11 protein-coding genes are annotated in these 20,397 nt (G+C 35.9%); 4 read left to right on the top strand and 7 right to left on the bottom strand.

From position 1 onward, the window contains the following. Nucleotides 1-47 precede the first annotated feature (47 nt). Nucleotides 48-1,694: an extracellular solute-binding protein gene (locus tag B494_RS0105965; RefSeq protein WP_017471466.1), complete on the bottom strand. Its 1,647-nt coding sequence runs from the start codon at nucleotides 1,692-1,694 to the stop codon at nucleotides 48-50. Nucleotides 1,695-1,923: 229 nt separating this feature from the next. Between B494_RS0105965 and B494_RS20130 the strand changes: the two genes are divergently transcribed. Continuing rightward, nucleotides 1,924-3,639: a sensor histidine kinase gene (locus B494_RS20130; protein ID WP_017471467.1), complete on the top strand. Its 1,716-nt coding sequence runs from the start codon at nucleotides 1,924-1,926 to the stop codon at nucleotides 3,637-3,639. Between the two features lie 172 nt (nucleotides 3,640-3,811). Here B494_RS20130 and B494_RS0105975 read toward each other — a convergent pair whose 3' ends face one another. Together B494_RS0105975 and B494_RS0105980 are read right to left on the bottom strand one after the other, a co-directional pair. After that, complete coding sequence (locus B494_RS0105975; protein ID WP_017471468.1) at nucleotides 3,812-5,326, bottom strand: response regulator transcription factor; 1,515 nt, start codon at nucleotides 5,324-5,326, stop codon at nucleotides 3,812-3,814. A 432-nt stretch (nucleotides 5,327-5,758) separates the two neighbouring features. Further along, nucleotides 5,759-6,481 carry a ThuA domain-containing protein gene (locus B494_RS0105980; RefSeq protein ID WP_017471469.1) on the bottom strand — a complete coding sequence of 241 codons (723 nt, stop codon included), beginning with the start codon at nucleotides 6,479-6,481 and terminating at the stop codon, nucleotides 5,759-5,761. Nucleotides 6,482-6,823: 342 nt separating this feature from the next. On the opposite strand from B494_RS0105980, the gene B494_RS0105985 reads away from it, so the two are divergent. Beyond that, a complete protein-coding gene (locus B494_RS0105985; protein ID WP_017471470.1) occupies nucleotides 6,824-7,003 on the top strand; it encodes a hypothetical protein in 180 nt (59 codons plus the stop codon). 105 nt (nucleotides 7,004-7,108) lie between these two features. Then, nucleotides 7,109-7,462: a DUF3139 domain-containing protein gene (locus B494_RS0105990; protein ID WP_083855736.1), complete on the top strand. Its 354-nt coding sequence runs from the start codon at nucleotides 7,109-7,111 to the stop codon at nucleotides 7,460-7,462. Between the two features lie 481 nt (nucleotides 7,463-7,943). Here B494_RS0105990 and B494_RS0106000 read toward each other — a convergent pair whose 3' ends face one another. The 4 genes from B494_RS0106000 to B494_RS0106015 all read right to left on the bottom strand — a co-directional run bounded on the left by B494_RS0106000 (nucleotide 7,944) and on the right by B494_RS0106015 (nucleotide 13,796). Continuing rightward, entirely contained in the window at nucleotides 7,944-8,549 is a 606-nt protein-coding gene (locus tag B494_RS0106000; RefSeq protein ID WP_017471473.1) for an ABC-2 transporter permease, read from the bottom strand. Continuing rightward, nucleotides 8,542-9,408 carry an ABC transporter ATP-binding protein gene (locus B494_RS0106005; protein ID WP_017471474.1) on the bottom strand — a complete coding sequence of 289 codons (867 nt, stop codon included), beginning with the start codon at nucleotides 9,406-9,408 and terminating at the stop codon, nucleotides 8,542-8,544. Before B494_RS0106005 ends, B494_RS0106000 begins: the two co-directional genes overlap by 8 nt. 3 nt (nucleotides 9,409-9,411) lie before the next feature. Next, nucleotides 9,412-9,786 (bottom strand): GntR family transcriptional regulator, encoded by a 375-nt coding sequence (locus B494_RS0106010; RefSeq protein ID WP_017471475.1) that lies wholly within the window; start codon nucleotides 9,784-9,786, stop codon nucleotides 9,412-9,414. A gap of 932 nt (nucleotides 9,787-10,718) precedes the next feature. Next, nucleotides 10,719-13,796 carry a DEAD/DEAH box helicase gene (locus B494_RS0106015; protein WP_017471476.1) on the bottom strand — a complete coding sequence of 1,026 codons (3,078 nt, stop codon included), beginning with the start codon at nucleotides 13,794-13,796 and terminating at the stop codon, nucleotides 10,719-10,721. Between the two features lie 408 nt (nucleotides 13,797-14,204). On the opposite strand from B494_RS0106015, the gene B494_RS19035 reads away from it, so the two are divergent. Continuing rightward, nucleotides 14,205-20,397 (top strand): SpaA isopeptide-forming pilin-related protein (locus B494_RS19035; RefSeq protein ID WP_194291165.1); only part of this gene is annotated, 6,193 nt, incomplete at its 3' end.

Consider the following 20,397-nt stretch of genomic DNA (forward strand, 5'->3'; position numbering starts at 1 on the left):
ATTAAGGGCTGCCCTCGGACAGGACAGCTCCTTAGTATGCTTTAATTTCACTCAGCTATTTCGGCTTCAATTTCAGCTAGAATCTCGTCACCACCTTGACGATGCCACATCTCTACAAATGTATCGAAGTGATCGATCGATTCTACGCCTGTTACAATCTTGATAAATTCTTCTTCTTCCATTGAAAGTAAGTTACCATAATATTGTTCAATAGCCGGTGTTGTCCCAAAGAATACGGGATGCACCCATTCAAAGTGATTATGATCAATTAGAGACTGACCTAACTTAAGACCTTTCATACGCGAGTGATAAAGCGCCCAAGCCGCTGTTGAGGCCCCCTCTGGGTTATCATTGTATTCCATAATTGATAGCGCAATCGACTGATTCCTAGCATCTGGTATATCAGAGACTTCAATCTCTCCATTAAGTGCATCTCTGATCTCTGCATAATGTTCAAGTTCTGAGGTTGATCCAAGAATCTCCATGTTTAGCGGTCGTACAGCACCATCAACATCTAACACTTGATACTGATAAATGTCCGGGTATACCTCTTCGAGATTTGGCTCATTCTTTAACGTATCGTAGAACAGATTAATCATCTTAATCAAAATATCTGGGTCACTAAAGTCTTTTCGCGCTACTGCAATTGAACCACTAGGATTTTGACTAGCGATATTAACTTTATGTTGATCGTCAACTAACGTATAGGCTTCAAACACAACATCTGGATGCATTTCTTTAACATTGCTTAAGCCCCAATCTGGCATATGCCACGCTCCAGTTACAATTCCTGTTTGGCCGTTAACTGCTAGTGCCATGATGTCATCCCATGAACGTGTACCAAACTGGGGATCCAAAATCCCACGATCAAACCAGTCTTTAACCTGAGCCAAAGCTTCTTTGGTTTCTGGCATTAACGAACCATTGGTAATGTTTCCATCCGGACGCTCAATCCAGTTTCTTGGATAAGAACCAAATATCGAACCAATAGTTGTCATGGTAAAGGCGCCACCGTAGCCGGGTTCATTTAACCAATGTGCTAACGGTATGCCGACTGGATTGCCCGTATGACCAGGATCCTCTTCAATAAATGTTTGTGCGAGGGATTCTAATTCTTCTATGGTAATTAATTTATCACCATCAGCATCAAAATCTAATTGAAGCTGATCAATCCAGTCTTGTCGAATCCAGATCATGTGCGGAGGCGTCACATTAACCGCTGCCGGAAGTCCATAAATGCGCCCCTCAAATGTTGTATCCTCTAGTGGATTAATGTCATAAGAGTCATAGAGCCCTTGAATATAATCACTCGCATGTTCTTCAAAAACATCTGTTAAATCCGCAATTAAATCGTTCTCATAAAGTTCTTCAAATTCCTCTTGGCTAACCTGCATCATATCAGGCAACTCTCCTGACGAGATTGCTAAAGCAACCTGGCGATCATAATCTTCTCCATTTGCTTCAAAATCATTAACAAGTTCAATGTCTAACACTTCTTCAGCAAGGCGCGTATAAGCATTATCTTCAAACGTGTCGCCTTCAGGTAACTTCGGATTGGTTGCTGTTTGCTTGCCTAATTTGACAATTAACTGACCGTCTTCATTATGCTCTGGCTCACTTTCTCCAACACAACCTAGTAAACTAAACAAACTAATTAACAAAACAAAATAGATCAAGCTTTTCTTGGTGTTCATTTTACTAACCCCCATAAAATAAAATCATTGCCAAATTAATATGATCATATCAAGTATGCCTAACTTTAGTTTAACGCAATGGCATCGCCACACCTATATTAAATAAACCGCTTTCATATCACTTTTTCCTGCTCCCCCTTCTCCGTATTGTGATTGCATGATTAGCGTGGTATGTTATAGGCGTTGAACCATTCACGACTAGTGATCCACGCGGAAAGGAAGCTTCAAGATGAAAAAAATCAAACAATTTTATTTACAATTAAAAATTAAGAATAAAGTACTTATTATTAGTTTAATATCCGGCTTTTTTCCGCTTTTACTATTGGGCATATTCGGATATTTGCAAATAAACGAACTCTTACATAATCGGGAACAAGAAGTATTAGAAGAGACAATGAATCACGCCATACTCCATTTGGATTATAAAATGAATGCTTACCATAATAGTTTGAACTATGTCTTACTCGATCATAATTTGAATACGGAGCTGACAAACGAGTTTACCAATAATTACGAGATGTATTTATTTTTCCGTGATACATTAGAACCTTTATTTTTTAATACACTTTCTTTAAATCGAGACTTTGCCGGGATCACAGTCTATACCGATCAAAAAATCAATCGATATGACCGATTCCTCCGTCCTTTATCAGAAATTGAAGCTAACGACTGGTATGAACAAATTCAGCGTACAACACGCCCTGTTTATTATGTATCTGAAAACCAAGATTTCCTAAACCTTTCAGCAGAGCTCTATACCCATGCAAAGGATACAACAAGCATTATTAATCTATCCATTTATTATCATTCACTATTCGATTCGCTTTACAGCCTTTATGAGGATCAGTATGAAGTATTCATCTTTGATACGAATCAAAAGTTAATCTTTGATTTCCAAAAAAATACGCAATCGGACCAAGCTTTTATTGATCCTGCTTCTATTCCTGATTTCCTTACAGATGCTTCCTTTAAGCAAAATTACATTTTTAAACAGGATCGCATTCCAAGTACAGATTGGTCGATTATGATCATGAGGCCAAAGCATTCCATTAACCAATCGATTATGAGCATTGCCGTTACTTTCATTATTGTGACGCTAACCAGTTTATTTTTGTTAGTCTTACTTGTTTATCTATTTTCAAGAATTATTGTTCGTCCATTAGAAAACCTAGCCTTAAATATGAAAGCTATTGACTCAGGTAACTTTAATGTCACCGTTACAACCAACTCAAACGATGAAATTAGCACACTTATTCATATGTTCAAAAAAATGGTTGGAAGAGTCGAGCATCTTATTAATGAAGTCTATATCTCAAAGATTGAAAAGCAGGAATATGAGTTAAAAGCCTTACAAGCTCAAATTAACCCGCATTTCTTTTATAATGCTCTATCCCTCATTAATAGTAAGGCCATTTTAGCCGACCAAGTAGACATTAGTCTGATGACCCAATATTTATCTACGTTTTATCGTACAACCTTAAACCGTGGCAAGGATTATATTACAATCAAAGAAGAACTAGAAAATGTCCGGTCGTACTTAAAGATTCAACATATGATGCATAATCAATCATTTGATTATTATCTAAATATTGATGATCAGTTATTGACGTATCAAATGCCTAACTTGACTTTACAGCCTTTAGTCGAAAACGCAATCCATCATGGATTAGATCATAAAGAAATCGGTCTGAAGGGTATTGTATCAATAGATGGAAAACTAGATCATGATCAAATTGTCTTTATTGTGAGTGATAATGGCAAAGGGATGAATCAAGAACAAGTTGATCAAATTTTAACTACTAAAACGAAGGGCTATGGCGCTCGAAATGTTCATAATCGAATCCAGTTAAACTATGGCAATGCTTTTGGCCTCGAATATGTTAGCTACCTAAATAAAGGCACACATGTGACCGTTAGATTACCCCTAATAAAAAATGAGTCGTAAAGTGCTAACGACTCATTTCTGGTATGATTGACCATTATACTGGTGTTGTCTACAGATTAAATCAACTTTTCACATCTGTATCTCGTTACATTTTCGATAACAGCGCCCCCAATCCTACGAGAGCATTTAAAGTTCATTTTTAGTAAACAGCTGTAAACAGTCTATTGGGTATTTATTGCTCTTTTGACATAGGCAAATGAAGGTGCTTTTGTCGATACTTCTCAGGAGGAAAACCTGCCTCTTCTCTAAACGTCTTAACAAAGTACGGATAATTTGTGTACCCCACTTTTACTGCGATGTCTGCCACCTTTAAACTTGTATTTACCAACAATGCCTTAGCTTCCGCTATTCGAATCTGCTTAATGTATCGAGTAATACCGATCCCCTCTTCTTTTTTGAAAAGATCACTTAAATATCGCGGTGATAAAGAAACTTGCTCTGCTAACAATTCAAGATATAACTCTTGGTGATAGTGCGTAATAATGTACTTCTTAACATTCTGAATCGATAAGTTAGTGGAAGCATAGACTTCATTTAAATAGCTGTTAATACCCGCTATAATTGATTCGACAATCACAATAATTTCTTCGAGATGATTAGCCTCAATAATTTTCTTTATCATGGTTTCTTTATTCTCTGGTAAGCTGATCAGCGTTTCGCTGCTAAGTCGCTCAATAAAATTAGCATAAGAGAAGCGAATAAATGGTATCGATACAGTTGGACGATAGGTGTAATAGTCTAAAAATGCTAGAATGTTTTGCTTAAAAGCACTTTTGTCTCCAAGTTTAATGGCCTTTATCACCTCAGACATTAACAAATTCTCTTGATCAACATCTTGACATGGGTTAGATGGGTCAGTGATCGTTCTTCCATATTGATAGAAGGCTTTTTCTTCTAGTTTTTTTTCAGCCTTATAAAAATGTTGATGCAGATTCTCTACTGAATCAATCCGCACGGTTATTTGATAGATCAACTTATGACCAAGAGCTGTATTCAGGTTTGCCATGGCTTGCTGAATTGCTTCAAAATGATCCTGCCTATGAAAGTAAATAATGAATTGGTTTGCACTATGTTTAAAATAATCGGCACCCTCTAATTGCCTTACATATTGGTCAATTTGTGGCGTATGTTCCGAGCTTACATACCCCTTGATTTGGCAGAAAACATAATAATAAATCGTATTTATGAAATCAAAACTAATAAATGGATATTGCTTTTTAAGACTAAACAGAGGAACTTCATTAATCAGCTCTCTAATAATATGTTTTTGTAATGCACGCTCTCTTTTTTCATCTGTTAATTTAGCATTTTCCTTTTGATCTAATTCCTCGACAATTTGATTGATCGAATTAAAAAATTCATGTGGTTGAACAGGCTTAAGCATATAGGTTGTTGCATTAACTAATAGTGCCGTTTTCAAATGGTTATAATCATCATGTCCACTGAAAAAGATAATCTTCAATTCTGGATGATTCACCTTAGCATATTCTGCTAATTCAGTTCCCATCATAAAAGGCATTTTTACATCTGTAATCAAAATATCGATTGCATGCTGATCTAAAAAATCCAACCCCTCTTTTCCATTTCTTGCTTCAAGAATGTTAAACAGGTTAGGCCATTGATTTAAGAGAAATTTAATCATCTCACGTTCTTGTTTCTCATCGTCTAAAACCAGAATATTATACATGCTGCCCTCCATCCAATGAAATTGACTAGAGTTTAACCCCCTACTTCAAATCTCAGACTAGGGGATGGTTATGAAATGGTATAATCAACGTTGGTTAGCCAGAGAATGCGTTTCCCCCTTCTACCCGTCTATAAGTCGCTCAAGGCATGGTGTTGGTGTTTTTCACCGTCTGGATCGCCAAGTACACTAGAACATGTTTTGACAATTGGCCCACTTATAAGGCCCGCAGTATTTTAAAATTCTTTATCAAATCCTGATCAGGTAAAGTAAGAATATCCGATCACTAAAAGCACTAATGGTTAAGCCACTATTTGTTAATCTTTTCAAGCATGCCCCTCATTTAGCCTCGCTTCCCAGTAACTCAAAAGGCTTAGCATACTCGCCTGCTTGTGCCAATTTCACTAGCATCTATAATCCTGCGTCCTCTAACATTTATGATTTTTCTGATATCCTCTCAAGTGACTGTACATTCCCATACTTATGGATGGGTGTGTCCAGTGGAGCAGCCCAGTTCACCGCATTTTTTATTACCGTTTGAACATTTTGATCGTAATAAGTTGGGTACGTTTCATGTCCTGGACGGAAATAAAACACTTTACCCTTGCCACGTTGATAAGTCACACCGCTTCGGCATACTTCGCCACCTTCAAACCAGCTAATAAAAATGAGTTGGTCAGGAACTGGGATATCAAAGTGCTCGCCATACATTTCTTCTTTTTCAAGTTCAAAATATTGATCCAATCCTACAGTAATCGGATGACTTGGATCTACCACCCATAGTCGCTCCCGTTCATCAGCTTCACGCCACTTTAAATCACAGCCTGTTCCCATTAATTTTTTAAATATTTTCGAAAAGTGCCCTGAGTGCAACACGATTAAGCCCATTCCCTCTAAGACACGTTGATGAATTTTTTCAACAAGCTGATCTTCAACCTCATGGTGTGCAAGGTGCCCCCACCAAATTAAAACATCCGTATTAGCCAGCTTATTTTCAGTTAAACCATGCTCTGGCTCATCTAATGTAGCTGTTGACACATCGTGCCCAGCCTCCATTAGAAATTCAGCAATTGCTCCATGAATGCCATCTGGGTAAATGTCGGCAACCACTGGGTTTTGTTTCTCGTGACGGTTCTCATTCCACACGACAACTTTCATATCCCATTCTCCTTTTCTATTTTGTTAACGATGATCATTAAAATTTGAATGCGTCATTTTTCTCTACTGATAAATGGCATTAATCACCTCTCCGGCGCTAGTGCGTTACAAACAGCCACTAAAGTTGTATCCTCGCGCTTTACACAGATGCGACAAGCATATTAAAAACATGACTACATCAATAATCCACATCTGCATTTTTACTGCATTATATAAAGCGCTTACAAAAAACAATCTGATCTGGTGAAACAGTCTATACCCACATCCTAATGTTATATTGTTATTTTTTATATAGACGATATAACAAATACGTACACTATTTTGCTAAAAGAAATTGAGCAGGTGGTTAAATGCTTAGAGAAAAATGCATGTGATATTCATGCCATTATCAAGATAAATGATAAAATAAACGGCTATCCAGAAGATAACCGTTTATTAATCGTTCTTAACTTAATGACCGCTTCTAAACTTAAACCTGAATTTCCAACATTTGTTTCTTTTGCAAAAAATGTGTTAGAATAAGTGAATAATGAGCTAACCAAAACAAAAGCTATTAATATCATAAGCTTTTTCAAACCATTTAATTACGTCGAAATTTAGCACCGATTATAGGGAGTTTATCATAATATGACAATAACAAAAAACAGAAAATACAAGTATATTTTTATCATAATTATTGCTTTATCTCTATTCATAGGAGGAACAATTTTTATGTTTTTCTACAACAAGAAAAAAGATTGTACTGAAATAATAGATTCATACATCTCTGAAAATAACTATGAAGACCTTATTAAAGAAAAAGACATTGTATTTAACTCAAAACAAGGAAATTATAACGCAGAAGTTGTTTTCAAAGATGAATCGGAAAATTTCTATGAATTTTACGTAGAACCATCTACAAACACTGTATACGCAGCTGCATTTGACAGTGAAAATGTAGAAATTACAGATAAATCAAAAGCAAAATATATTGATAATTAACTAAAAGGCAAGTCAACAAAACTTGATGGTTTAACCATTATCAGTCCAAGTTCTGGATGCCGTCACCTAATGATTTGACCAGACTTGCTAACCTATGACATTATTTTTCTCCAGACGTTAGTGACAATAACATAAATGAGATAGAGAGTTCCTAGTATTAATACCAAACTCCCTACGACATTAAACAGCTCATCTTGATAGATGTTTAAAAAATTCACTCCCATTCTATCAAGTGTGCCAAAAAAATTTTCAGTTCCAATTGTATTAAAATTAATTAAATCCATTAAAAACATAATTAAATGGAGAAAAAATATTGTGATTAACCCAGAGAACACTTGTATAATTGTGTTTTTCATGTTTTAAACAACCCCTTTGTCAACCGATTTTATTTACGATCTTTTAATCGCAGCCGCAAGAAGGGCTTTTATTTATCCGTTGGTCTTCGATAAACATAGTACAGATTATCAATTCATTTCTTTTCTTAAAGCGCTTTTCTTTGGTAAATATAAGTGGTAATCCCCCAAGAAGCAGTATAGAGAAAGATAATAATTACAGCCGATCCCATATACATAACCGTGGTGGATAAATTAATAATAAAATCAGCAACTACAGTTATATTATCCATTAAAAATATTACAATAGGAGGTCCTATACCAGCTAATAGGAGAAAACTAATGAGAACAACGGAATAGATATAGCCTGGTTTGAATATATAAAATAGCGGAAATGTAAATGCGGAAAATAACAGGAATAAGCAACAAGCAACAGCGATATCAGTTAAACGAAAAGGAATACCAAAAAGAAACAATTCCAAACTTGTCACTCCGATAGCTAAAATCATATAGATCATCGCACCAATATAGCGTGACGCGATTATTTCTTTCCGTGTATAAGGTAAAGAATTTAATAATATATTTGTTTCTACTTTTTCATCATAAGCAAATGCATTAAATGGAATAAATATACTAGCAACAAGAAAAGTCAGAGCTGGGTGCGCGTCCATAATAATAAAAAAAGTAATAAAAGGGATAAAGATTAACATTTGTCGCTTTTGTAATATGACATCTCGCCTAATCAAATTAAACACGTTGTACACCCTCTTTCATGTAAACCATAATATCTTCTAATGACGCTTGTTCAATGACAACCGAATCACCAAATATCTTTTTTGCTTGTTGAACATTACCGGTCAATGCTTCAAAGCCTGTTGGTGCACGATGAACACGAATTAAAGCCTTTTCCGTGTCTCTGTCTAAAAGATCCATTCTCCCTTTAACGAGTGCATAGTTTTCAGCTATATCATGAATAGACTGATTAAATATTAATTCTCCTCTATTTATAAATGCAAGATAATCTGCAATGCGATTTAAATCTGTAGTCATATGAGTAGAGAAGAAAATGGTACGATTGCCGTCCACCATTAATTCTTGTAATAAATCAAGCAGTTCCCTTCTAAAAATAGGGTCTAATCCCGCTGTTGGTTCATCCATTATTATCAACTCTGCATGATGTGACAAGGCAATAGCCAATGACGCCTTCATTTGCATCCCTTTTGAAAATGTTTTAATCGCTTTTTTTAGTGGTAATTCAAATTGTTCCATATATTGATAAAAAAGTTTATCATCCCATTGTTTATAAGAAGGTCCAACTATACGTTTAATATCTAACAAATTTAACCCTTCAAAAAAAACATTACCATCGTATACAAACCCCATACGTTCTTTCATCGCCTTTTCATGCGTCTTATAATCCATACCAAATACCTTTACTTCACCGGCATCAGGCTTTAACAAATTCATCATTAACTTTATCGTTGTTGTTTTCCCTGCACCATTTGCTCCTATAAACCCAGTAACAAACCCCTTTTTCACTTGTAAGTTAATGTTGTTCACTGAAAAGTCTTTGAAGTTTTTTGTTACATTTTCTAATTCAACCACATGCTCCATTATTTATCCCTCCTCGTATAAAAGCTTCAGCAATTGTTGTAAGTCATCTATGGTCAATCCAATTTGCCTACTATTCACTATGACAGCGTTCAACTGCTCCTCAATGACTTTGAGTTTCTTCTCTCTAATGATGTCTAAATTTTGCTCCGCCACAAAAGAGCCCTTACCAACAATAGAATATATAAATCCTGCCTTTTCCAATTCTTCGTAGGCACGCTTTGTAGTTATAACACTAATTTTTAAATCCTTTGCGAGTACACGCATTGAAGGTAACGATTCCCCCTCTCTTAGATCACCCGCTAAAATAGACGATTTAATTTGATTGGTAATTTGTACATATATCGGCTCCTTTGAACTGTTTGATATAATAATTTGCATAACATTCCCTCTTCTTTTATTATTTGTAATTACACTTTACAAAAAACATCATCTCCGATAAAAAACAATATTAACATGACTCTTTTTGTAAACAGATTTAAGTTAACATGGACTAAATTAACTTATAACTCTTCTTTTAGCAAGGCGTCTTGAGTCCAATATTCAACCTTTACACTATGGCAAATAAGCAACGCGATAGATATTGATCAACTCAAGCTATGTGTATAAACGGCAAAAAGATTAAAGAACAAGCAACAACTCAGACCTTTTCTCATGGTTCTTGCTGTCAATACCATGCACATCATTCCACATCTTTTTAATTCATTACTTACATAGTTAAATCAATATGTTAAGATTTCTAATGTTCTTATAATAAGTTTATATATTGGATATATGTTATATATACATTGTACACAATATACACATATATGCAACCATTTTTATAAACTAACCTTTAAAAAATAGAAAAAGAATTTTTAACTTAGTGAATGTACGTGCCTGCTCAAATCGGTCTCCATCCCTTTCAAACAAGGTGGATAATCGTAAAGTTTTTACTGAATAAAAGTTAATATCTCAGAAACATAAATCCAAAAATATATAATCGATACCAATTTCTTTACCGTTGAATAAAACAATTTAATGTTAATAGTCTGGACAGATAAAATGAGGACTTGAAAGTTTAAAAGAAGCTTGACTACGAAGACACGTCAACGTTGAATTTTTACACCTGAACTTGAACTGCAATTATGAAGGTGGTAAATCGCATGCAGATATTGCGAGAGAGTGTGATATTACACCTTCTGCGTTAGAAGTCTGGATTAAAAACCTCAATAAACAAGTTCATTTGCCACCAAAGATAATCGTTCTGAAGAACTTCTCATAATGGAAAATAATATTTGCCCTAAAAGATAAAAGATTCTAAGAGCTAAAGCTCAAAGAATCTTATTCTCATCTTTCATTTTACAACTAGGTTTACGAACATTTTCATTTATAACTTCTGCTATATTCTCTGTAAGAGTAGAATAGTTAGGTTTCTTAGAAAAGCGGTTATAATCACCAATTACATATAACTCTTCTTTCGCCCGTGTAACAGCAACATTTATCAAGTTGGGCTTTGAACAAGACCAGTTAGCTGCACCATCGCTATTTTCATCTGTACCAGTAACTAAATAAACAATATCAGCTTCTTTTCCTTGAAATGTATGAACAGTACCTACTGAATTTTTCAGCCAATCATTTAAAATTTCTTTAGATATATTCATATTTGTTAATCTCTCTTCTAGAATTTTTTTAATTCTTTTTTTTACTGCAGTAAATGGAGAGATTATATACGCATTCGGTGGACCTGAAGTTTTTTTCCATAATTCAACAACATGATCTGCCACCAAATCTCCCTGCTCTTTAACAAATTGGTCTTCTATAGCCGAACCTTTACAGTCCAACCATACACCCTTTCCTTGTCCGTTTTTGCCTAATACCATTTTATTATCGTAGGCTATTTTGTTAGAAATAGAAAACATGGGATTTAAACACCTTCTATGAACCCATAATGGGGTTCCAACTCTTTGACCATAGCTGTTATACATGCCATATGGATTAGCAGCATCTGCTAAAGTTTGAACGGAAGTACCTATCCCAATATATTTGTCATTTAAATTGAAGTACTTCTTAATATCCCCTAAAATTGTTTTATCAATAGTTACAACAGGCTCAATTTGAATTGGGTCACCTACTGCTATCACTTTTTTAGATCTCCAAATAGCTCCTGCTGATTGTTGAGGATTAGCTTGTCCTGCCTCATCTATAAACAAATAATTAATAAAGTCTTCCTCTATACCCTTATACATAGAACTAAAGCTAGCAAAGGTTGTGCTTATCAAAGGGGTAATTAAATGGATAGATTGCCACATGTTCCTTAGATATTCTCTATGATCCTTATCATTAAGATCTAAATTTGTACGGTTAATTAATATGCGCAAAGTAGACTTTATTGCTTTAAAATTAAAGGCCAAAATTAACTTATGGATTTTCATGGCTTTTAAAAATAATAATCCTCTATTGAAGTTTAATTCATCTGTAAGCCAAAGCGTATTTAATTGGCGAAACTCGTATGCCTGTTTCGTATTAGACCAATAGTCGTCCTTTGGTAAGATGAGCCCTTGCTTACTATAATCGTTTAACTGTTTTGTAAGGATAGATATTTTCTCTTTCAGTTCCTCTACAGTTTTGTTATCCTCATTTATTTTTTTCCTTTTTAAATGTCGTTTATTTTCTTCTTCTTTTAAACGCGTGATAATATCATTAAGTTCAATTTTTAACTCGTTTTTTTTGTCATTTTTCCCGAAAATTCTCTTAAAAAGGGATGGTTTAGGTTGGGATTTAATCTGTTGTTCTGTCAGTTTCTTTTGGCGTTCTAAATGTTGTTTCTCATGCTCTAAATTTATTTGTTCTTGCTCAAGAGTAAGTAACTGATCCTCTAATGATTTTAATTGATCCGTGTAGGCTTGTATACGCTTAAATTCATCATGTAATTTTTGAAGATCTTCCTTCTTTTGTTGTACATTTTTAAAGATATCTAAAAAATCCCTTTTTGCATCTTCCCAATCCTTTATATTTACTTGTTTACTGTCATGTTCCAATTGTTTAAGAAACGCATGTTCATCGTTGCTACTTCCATATAATCCCCAACCAAAGGTAGCTATATTATCAGATTTTCCAAGAGCGCCTGAAAAAAGTCCCCATGTATTATCATTGCTCTCAAGTAGATCTTTTGCGGAAGATGGATACATTGATAATTCTTTTGCCTCTTTAGCATACAGCTCTTCATATTCTTTAAATTTACCTTTAACAGGTTCTCGAATAACTTCATCTCGTTTAGGAAGATCCTTTGAAATATTTTCTACTGCACCATTATTACTTGAAGCAACAACCATTGAATACTGACTTAATTTTAAATCCAATAAATAGATCGGATAATGGAAACCTTCTAAATTGATCGTTTTTGCTCTTGTAAATGCTTTGGAAGGGTTATCTAGTTGTATCATCTCTGTTGCTCTTTGAACCACTATGTCTGCAAAGATATCTTTTAATAACGTCGTTTTCCCGGTTCCTGGTGGGCCATTCACAGAACTAACTTTTTCATTCTTATTCAAAATTTGATTTACTGCTACTTGCTGCATTAAAGACAATCTGTGATCTACAGGTGACGGCCATCGGCCATCTGGTAGGTTTACGGGCTGTAAAGTCTCTTCAATATATTCTCGGTTCTCATTTATATCCAAGTATTCATCTGTTGGTGTTCCATCGATAAACTGACGGAGTGTTTCATTTTCTCCTTTTGATAAAATAAGTTCCAAGTCATTTATATAAAAGCTATTAAAATTCTTTGATAATGATTGTTGGTCTGCCTTCATAACCTCAATCTCTAGATAATTTAATGAACTTTTATCTAGTTTATGAAAATATTTCTTGTAAACTTGTTGAATCGACTTCAATGAATCTGCTGTTACGCCATTAATAAAAACGGTTTGTGCTTGTTCTTCAAATAATTGCATTTGATCCCAAAAAGGGGTCTTTAATTCCCCATAAGGTACATTAGCGGTTTCTTTCATGATTTTCATTACATACATAAAAAAAGGCACAAACATTGAATCTTTTATATAATGCCCATTGCTATCCACCAAAAAAGAAAGACTAAATAATGTTTTATCATCCTTATTAATAATCTCATCGTCATTTTTAAAAATATCACGCATAAAGCTAACAAGTTTATGATGCTCGAAACACGCTAAGTAATAGCGGAATTGAACTTGATGTTTTTTACTATCTTTTACTTTATCGCTCTTCCAAGGATTTTCATTTAGTTTTACCCACCGCGTTCGGATTCGTTTTTTATTATCTTTAAAGTAATGCTTTTCCAAAACTTCTCCCTTACCTGTAACTTCACTTGGTGCTAAAGCTTCAACTAAGTGCCAAGCTTTCAACACCGACTCTATTTTCGGTTTGTCCATCTCTTCACTCCCACACTATTACGCTTAAGTTTAATGATATCATAATCAGAATTTGTAAACTTGCTGTTTAGCTGTAAAAAAAGGACAAGCTTTACACTAATACTTGCCTCAAACTGTCTTTGATTGTTGTCAACACTCGCTATTTTGATAACTTTCACAACCATTCACCTTAAAAATTAGCCATAAAATAAATCTTTATACCCATGAAAATCGGTTGCAAATGTCATTGTTTTTTAGAAAATGTTCAGGACTATTTACTACACTAAACAAGGTGCGCTTATTTAGACTAAACACTAATTAAAGGGTGTGATGACATGAATCCACATTACATAGAGATATAAATGTTAACTTTATTCATTGATAAACCTAGATGACTAACGAAAAAAATTTGATGTTGGAGGGCTATAAATGAGACGAAATATAAGTATGGTGCTGTTGTTTGTACTGCTTATCAATACACTTACAAGCAGTCTAATTGTGCCACCTGTTACAGCTGAGTCATCACTTGAGACCTCAGTAATCGACACCATTGTCTTTAAAAGTAATGAAGAAACGGTCTCGTTAGAGGAAGCGCATGGAGAAGGAGAGATTATTGTTTCCTGGTCGACTGACACCATTGATACGATAGAAGAATTCAGTGAAACAATTGAATTACCAGATCATATACAAGTCGATGATCAATCAGATGAATTGATCAATGAAGACAATCAAACAAGCGTCGGATACTTTGAATTAGAGAACAGAACATTAACACTATCATTTGATCAAGCTATCGCAAATGATGCAAATGGGCAACTGATTTTTCCTGCTCTATCCGATCAAGAAGCATCAGATGCTGAACCATCTGATGCTAGACCCTCTTCCTCAGAAGAAGCGGTTTTAGATACAACAACTGAAGCAGAAGAAGACAGCGAAACAAGTGAAGAAGTTGATGATACTGATACATCCGAAATAGAGTCCCATATGAATATCACTAACTATGAAAACAACGCTGAGATTACCGATGATTTTTTTATTGAAACAACTGTCAAAAAAGATGGGAACGTATTAGAAGATGGGACAGAAATCATTGTTGAAGCACCATTTAGTGATACATCATTAGGATTAACCTTTGATTTTGAATTAGCAAATGGACACAGTTATGGCGATGGATCGACCTATACAATTGAAGTTCCCTCCATGTTTACCATACCGAACATTTCAGAATCTGATCGACAACCATTAGTACGAGCGGATGGTATGAAATTCGGCTCCTTCTATACAAGCGGGAACGACATTGTGATTACCTTTAATGAAACGATCACACAAGAGTCAAATATTGCAGGAAATATTAATTTGGAAGCGGTATTTGATGATGATTACGATGGACCGGCAATAGGTGATTCGATTGTTTTTCCTTATGGAGAAAGTGACACCATTGCGTTCCCGATCTCATTTCAACCGGATGAAAACGGCCTAGACAAGCAAGGGATTGGAAATAGGGGTTATAATACCGAAGTGATCACTTGGACAATCGATGTTAATAAAAATTTGCAATTAATGGATAATGCTATCTTAAATGATCACACTTCACAAGGGGATCACCAAGTAATTGACGATTCATTTAAAATATATGAACTTTCTATGAATGCTGATGGATCATATGATGAACCGATGAATGACGTAACCGATAGTGTCTTAGGAGATCGTTTTACACTTAATGTCGATGCATTCGGTGAATCGTTTGAGCTAAACATGGGTGTTCTCAATCAAGAAGCCTACCAAATTCAGTACCAAACAAGCGTTAATGACCGTGTCGGTACAGAGTACAAAAATGATGCCACATTGACATATGATGATAGCGATGATTTAACGACAGAATCGACCGTTTCAGTTACAAGAGGAAAACCACTAACAAAAGAAGCTGTTGATTATGACGATGTCACACAAATGATTGATTGGGAAATTCAATATAACTATGATGAAAAAGAAATTGCACAAGAGCGTGCGATTTTAAACGATACATTCGAGGATCAAAATCAACGTCTAGTCGAAGATTCGCTAGAAGTCTATCGCGTGTCCATCGACCCTCAAACAGGCGAAGAGACTGGCGAAGAGCTTTATGAAAATTACACTTTAACTACAACAGGCACAAACGGTTATCACATTCAATTTAATGAAGCAATTCACGATCCGTTTAAAATTCAATATCAGACCGAAACAGTTGATCGTGTGTCTGAAGACGATATCGTGACCAATACGATTGAAGACGATTTTGGCAATGTGTCCGAAGGTTCTCAAGATATTAGACAGGGCATTTTAATTAAAAGGAACACCGGAGTGGATTATCAAGAGAAAACAACGGATTGGGCCGTAACGATCAACCGAGATTTATTAGTGATGGAAGATGTTATGTTTAACGATACATTGCCCAATGGTTTTACATTTGATCAAGATTCATTAGCGCTTAATGGTTACAGTGGCGATTATGATGTGACTTATAACACAGATAATGATGAGGTGACAATTGAATTTTTAAATGATATAACGAACGAAGTCACTATTTCCTATTCAACATCCATTGATTTTGATCTTGCTGATAGAGCAGACAGTTATACAAATAGTGCGCGTATTGACTGGATTCCTGAAGGCGAGGAACAATCAGTCTCTAAAACAGGCACAGCCACTTTCAATCCAGATGATTCTACTAAAAACAATGGTTTTAAATTTGGAAGCTATAACATCCAAGAAAAAGAAATAACTTGGACAATCGGTGTCAACTATAACAATGAGACATTGCATGATGTCAACGTACTAGATCCGATTTTGGGTGATCAAAACTTTAACATTGATCATGTGAAAATCTATGACATGGTTTTAACAGGCGATGAAGATGGATTTGAATATGGTAATGAAGTCACTGATCAATATACAATCAACCCGTTACCAAATGATCCTGGCTTTTCTGTTGATCTTGGTGATCTACAAACCGGATATATCATCGAATTCACCACAGACCTTGACGACACAGTCGTTGATAGCACATATGATAATACGGCGACAATCCAAAGCTCTAACCACGAAGATGCGACCTTAGACGCGTCACTCAGCCCTAGATTCGGTGGTGAATATACCACCAAAAGTGCTGAGCAAAGTACAGAAAATGGACGTATTGTTAATTGGGAAGTCAATATTAACCGTAGTCAATCAACATTGGATCATGTCGTGGTTACGGACACACCAAGTATCAACCAAACGATTTTACAAGAAACACTAACCATCTATGAGACAACAGCAACTGAGGATACCATTGAGAAAAATCCAGACGAAACACTGGAAAAAGGAACCGATTATACGATTGAATTTATTCAAGACGATGAAGGACAAGAATCTTTTGTTATTGAATTTATAGGTGATAAAGAGACGATTGATCGCGCATACGTACTCGAATATGACACCTATATTCTTTACAGTGGGGCAACAGGTTCCATCTCAAACGATCTATCAATTGAAGGTCAACAGGTTGAAGGGGATGATGGCGATTCAAGCGTTGATCAGACCATTAACTTCAGCAATATTTCCGGATCCATTAGTGGTGAAGTTGGGTCACTCACGATTAAAAAAATAGATGCTGAAGATAACGACCTTACACTCGAAGGCGCAGCATTCTATCTCTATGATCAAGACGATGTTCTAATAAGAACAGGTGAGACAGATAGTGACGGCGAATTGAGATTCGTTAACTTACTATTTGGTGATTATAAATTAGAAGAAGTCACACCTCCTTCTGACTATGTGATCGATCCCACGAGTGATAATCCACGAGAGGTCACAGTCGGAAGTGGAAATGATGGAGATCATAACACAGAAATAGAGATCGAAAACTATGAGATTAAGCGTGATATTAAATTAACAAAAGTGGATGGAACAACAGATCAACCATTAGCTGATGCAGGATTTACACTATATGATTCAAATGATAATGAAGTCATTAATGAACAGATCACTGATCAGGATGGCGTCATTTATGTAGAAGATTTAGAACCTGGTGATTATTATTTTGTTGAAACAACGCCACCAGAGTATTACCAAGAACATACTAATGCATACCATTTTACAATTAATGAAAATCACACGATTCTCGATATTGAGGAGGATGCAATCACTGTTGAAAATGAGTTAATTCCAGGTAGCGGTTATATGATGAAAATTGATGCCGATACATTAAATACAGACTCAAATGGCTTAGGTCATGCGACATTCGAGATCCAATCCGCAGATCCAGCAGTTGACTTTGATCGAACGGTCGATTCAGACGAAGACGGTCGTATTGAAACAGGCGATTTACGTCCAGGTGATTATACGATTGAAGAAGTCTCAGCACCAACTGGATTTACGCTTTCAAATGAAGGGCCAGTAGAATTCACAATTCCAAGACAAGAGACACCAGATGAAGCTGCAATTGAAATTCGATCTGAACCTTTTGAGAATAATGTCAAGACTACATCAATTGAATTAACTAAACGCGATAGTATTAGTAATCAACTATTATCCGACGCAGCATTTGAATTAACCTACACATCAGGTGATTATGAGACAGACCTCTCTTTAACAGAAGTGACAGATGAAGATGGGACCTTGAGGTTTGAAGAACTAAAACCGGGTGAATATCAACTTGTTGAAACAACCACACCAGAAGGTTATATTTTCGATGGTACACCTATTGAAATAACGATAACACTTAATGATGTTGAAAGTGACGTTCAAACAATTGAAGTCGAGAATGACCCATTTGCTGAAGTCCTATTACAAAAGGTTGATGGTGAAACCGCCGTCCCTTTAGCTGGGGCTGAATTTGAACTCATCGATTCAGACGATGAGCCAATCAACGGCTATACATCATTAACAACAGACAGTAATGGACAGATTCAACTGACAGGTTTGCCAGAAGGTGAGTATCGTTTACGTGAAACCAAAGCACCTGATGGTTACACGATTCAAGATGGTGGTTACACATCAGAAATCTTTACAGTTGATGATACTGTTGATGAGACAGAACAGATCGAACTTAATGATGTCAATAATGATATCATGAAAGGATCTGTCAGCCTCGTAAAAACAGATGGTCAAACAAGTGAGCCATTAGAAGGTGTGGCATTTGAACTAAGAGCGATCAATCTTGTTAACGATGGCACTTATACGGACACAACTCACACTACAGATGAAAATGGAGAGATTGTTGTTAATGGACTTCGCCCTGGTGAATATGAATTCATCGAGACATCGCCATTAGAAGGTTATCAAGAACATGTCGGGGATATAACGTTTGAACTTGAATTCCCTCATGATCAAGAACAAATCGAGCTTGAGATTGAAAACTATCAACTGGTGTCTATACCAGTAGAAAAAACGTGGAATGATAATAATCATGAAGATGATCGACCAGAGGTCATCACCGTACAGTTATTGCGTAACGGGGAAAGTATAGATGAAACACTTGAGTTAACGCGTGACAATGACTGGAAAGGTAGCTTTGAAGACTTAGAAGCTATTGATGCGGATAGTAATTTTTATACGTATTCAGTCGATGAACAAGAACCAGGCGCAGGCTATCAACTGCAAGGCATTCTTGGCGATCAAGAAACTGGCTTTGAAATCCAAAACGTGATCACACAATCTTTAACTGTAGACAAAGAATGGTTAGATGAATCAGCAGATCATCGTCCGAATGAGATTGCGATCACACTTTACCAAAATGACACTGAGTTTGATTCATTAACCCTTAACGCAAATGATCAATGGGAAGGTACATTTACTGATCTTCCTGTTTATGACGCAGAGGGCAATGTCTATGACTATCGTGTAGAAGAGGAAAGTGTAGACAATTATGAATTAGTAGACATCACCGAAACAGATGCAGGTTTCTCTATTGAAAACGTTAGGGTCGGAACAATTGACATTAGTGGGGATAAGACGTGGCTGGACAGCGACTCAACTGACCGACCTGAGTCCATTACATTGAATCTTATGCAAAATGGTGAAGAAATAGCAAGCCAAGAAATAACAGAAAGTGATAACTGGTCATACAGCTTTGATGAGCTCGATGCATTTGATAACGAAGGGCAAGGCTATGTTTATACTGTTGAAGAAGAACCTGTTGACGGCTATGAAACGATCATTGATGGCTATGACATTACAAACGTCCGTGTTGGTGAGGTCGAAGTGAGTGGTGAGAAGACATGGCTCGATGACGACGCGTCCGATCGACCAGATGACATTACCGTCAATCTCCTACAAAATGGCGTGCAAATCGATAGTCAACAAGTCACAACAGATGATGATTGGATCTTTAGCTTCACAGGGTTGAATCAGTACGATGATGAAGGTATAGCCTATGACTATTCTATTGAAGAAGAACCCGTCGAAGGTTACGAAACAACCATTGAAGGGTTTGACATTACAAACCTTCGTGTTGGTGAAACCGAAGTGAGTGGTGAGAAAACGTGGCTCGATGATAATAATCCAGATCGGCCGGATGACATTACCGTCAACCTTCTACAAAATGGCGTCCAAATCGATAGTCAACAAGTCACTCCAGATGATGATTGGACCTTTAGCTTCA

This window comes from Amphibacillus jilinensis Y1 (assembly GCF_000306965.1).
In the GTDB taxonomy this organism is placed as follows: Bacteria; Bacillota; Bacilli; order Bacillales; family Amphibacillaceae; genus Amphibacillus_C; species Amphibacillus_C jilinensis.

Bases quoted from the DNA above. Each gene is read 5' to 3' on its own strand.
- B494_RS0106010 (WP_017471475.1), bottom strand. From the start codon at position 9,786: ATGCAAATTATTATATCAAACAGTTCAAAGGAGCCGATATATGTACAA.
- B494_RS0105975 (WP_017471468.1), bottom strand. From the start codon at position 5,326: ATGTATAATATTCTGGTTTTAGACGATGAGAAACAAGAACGTGAGATG.
- B494_RS0105965 (WP_017471466.1), bottom strand. From the start codon at position 1,694: ATGAACACCAAGAAAAGCTTGATCTATTTTGTTTTGTTAATTAGTTTG.
- B494_RS0106005 (WP_017471474.1), bottom strand. From the start codon at position 9,408: ATGGAGCATGTGGTTGAATTAGAAAATGTAACAAAAAACTTCAAAGAC.
- B494_RS0106015 (WP_017471476.1), bottom strand. From the start codon at position 13,796: ATGGACAAACCGAAAATAGAGTCGGTGTTGAAAGCTTGGCACTTAGTT.
- B494_RS20130 (WP_017471467.1), top strand. From the start codon at position 1,924: ATGAAAAAAATCAAACAATTTTATTTACAATTAAAAATTAAGAATAAA.
- B494_RS0105990 (WP_083855736.1), top strand. From the start codon at position 7,109: ATGACAATAACAAAAAACAGAAAATACAAGTATATTTTTATCATAATT.
- B494_RS0105980 (WP_017471469.1), bottom strand. From the start codon at position 6,481: ATGAAAGTTGTCGTGTGGAATGAGAACCGTCACGAGAAACAAAACCCA.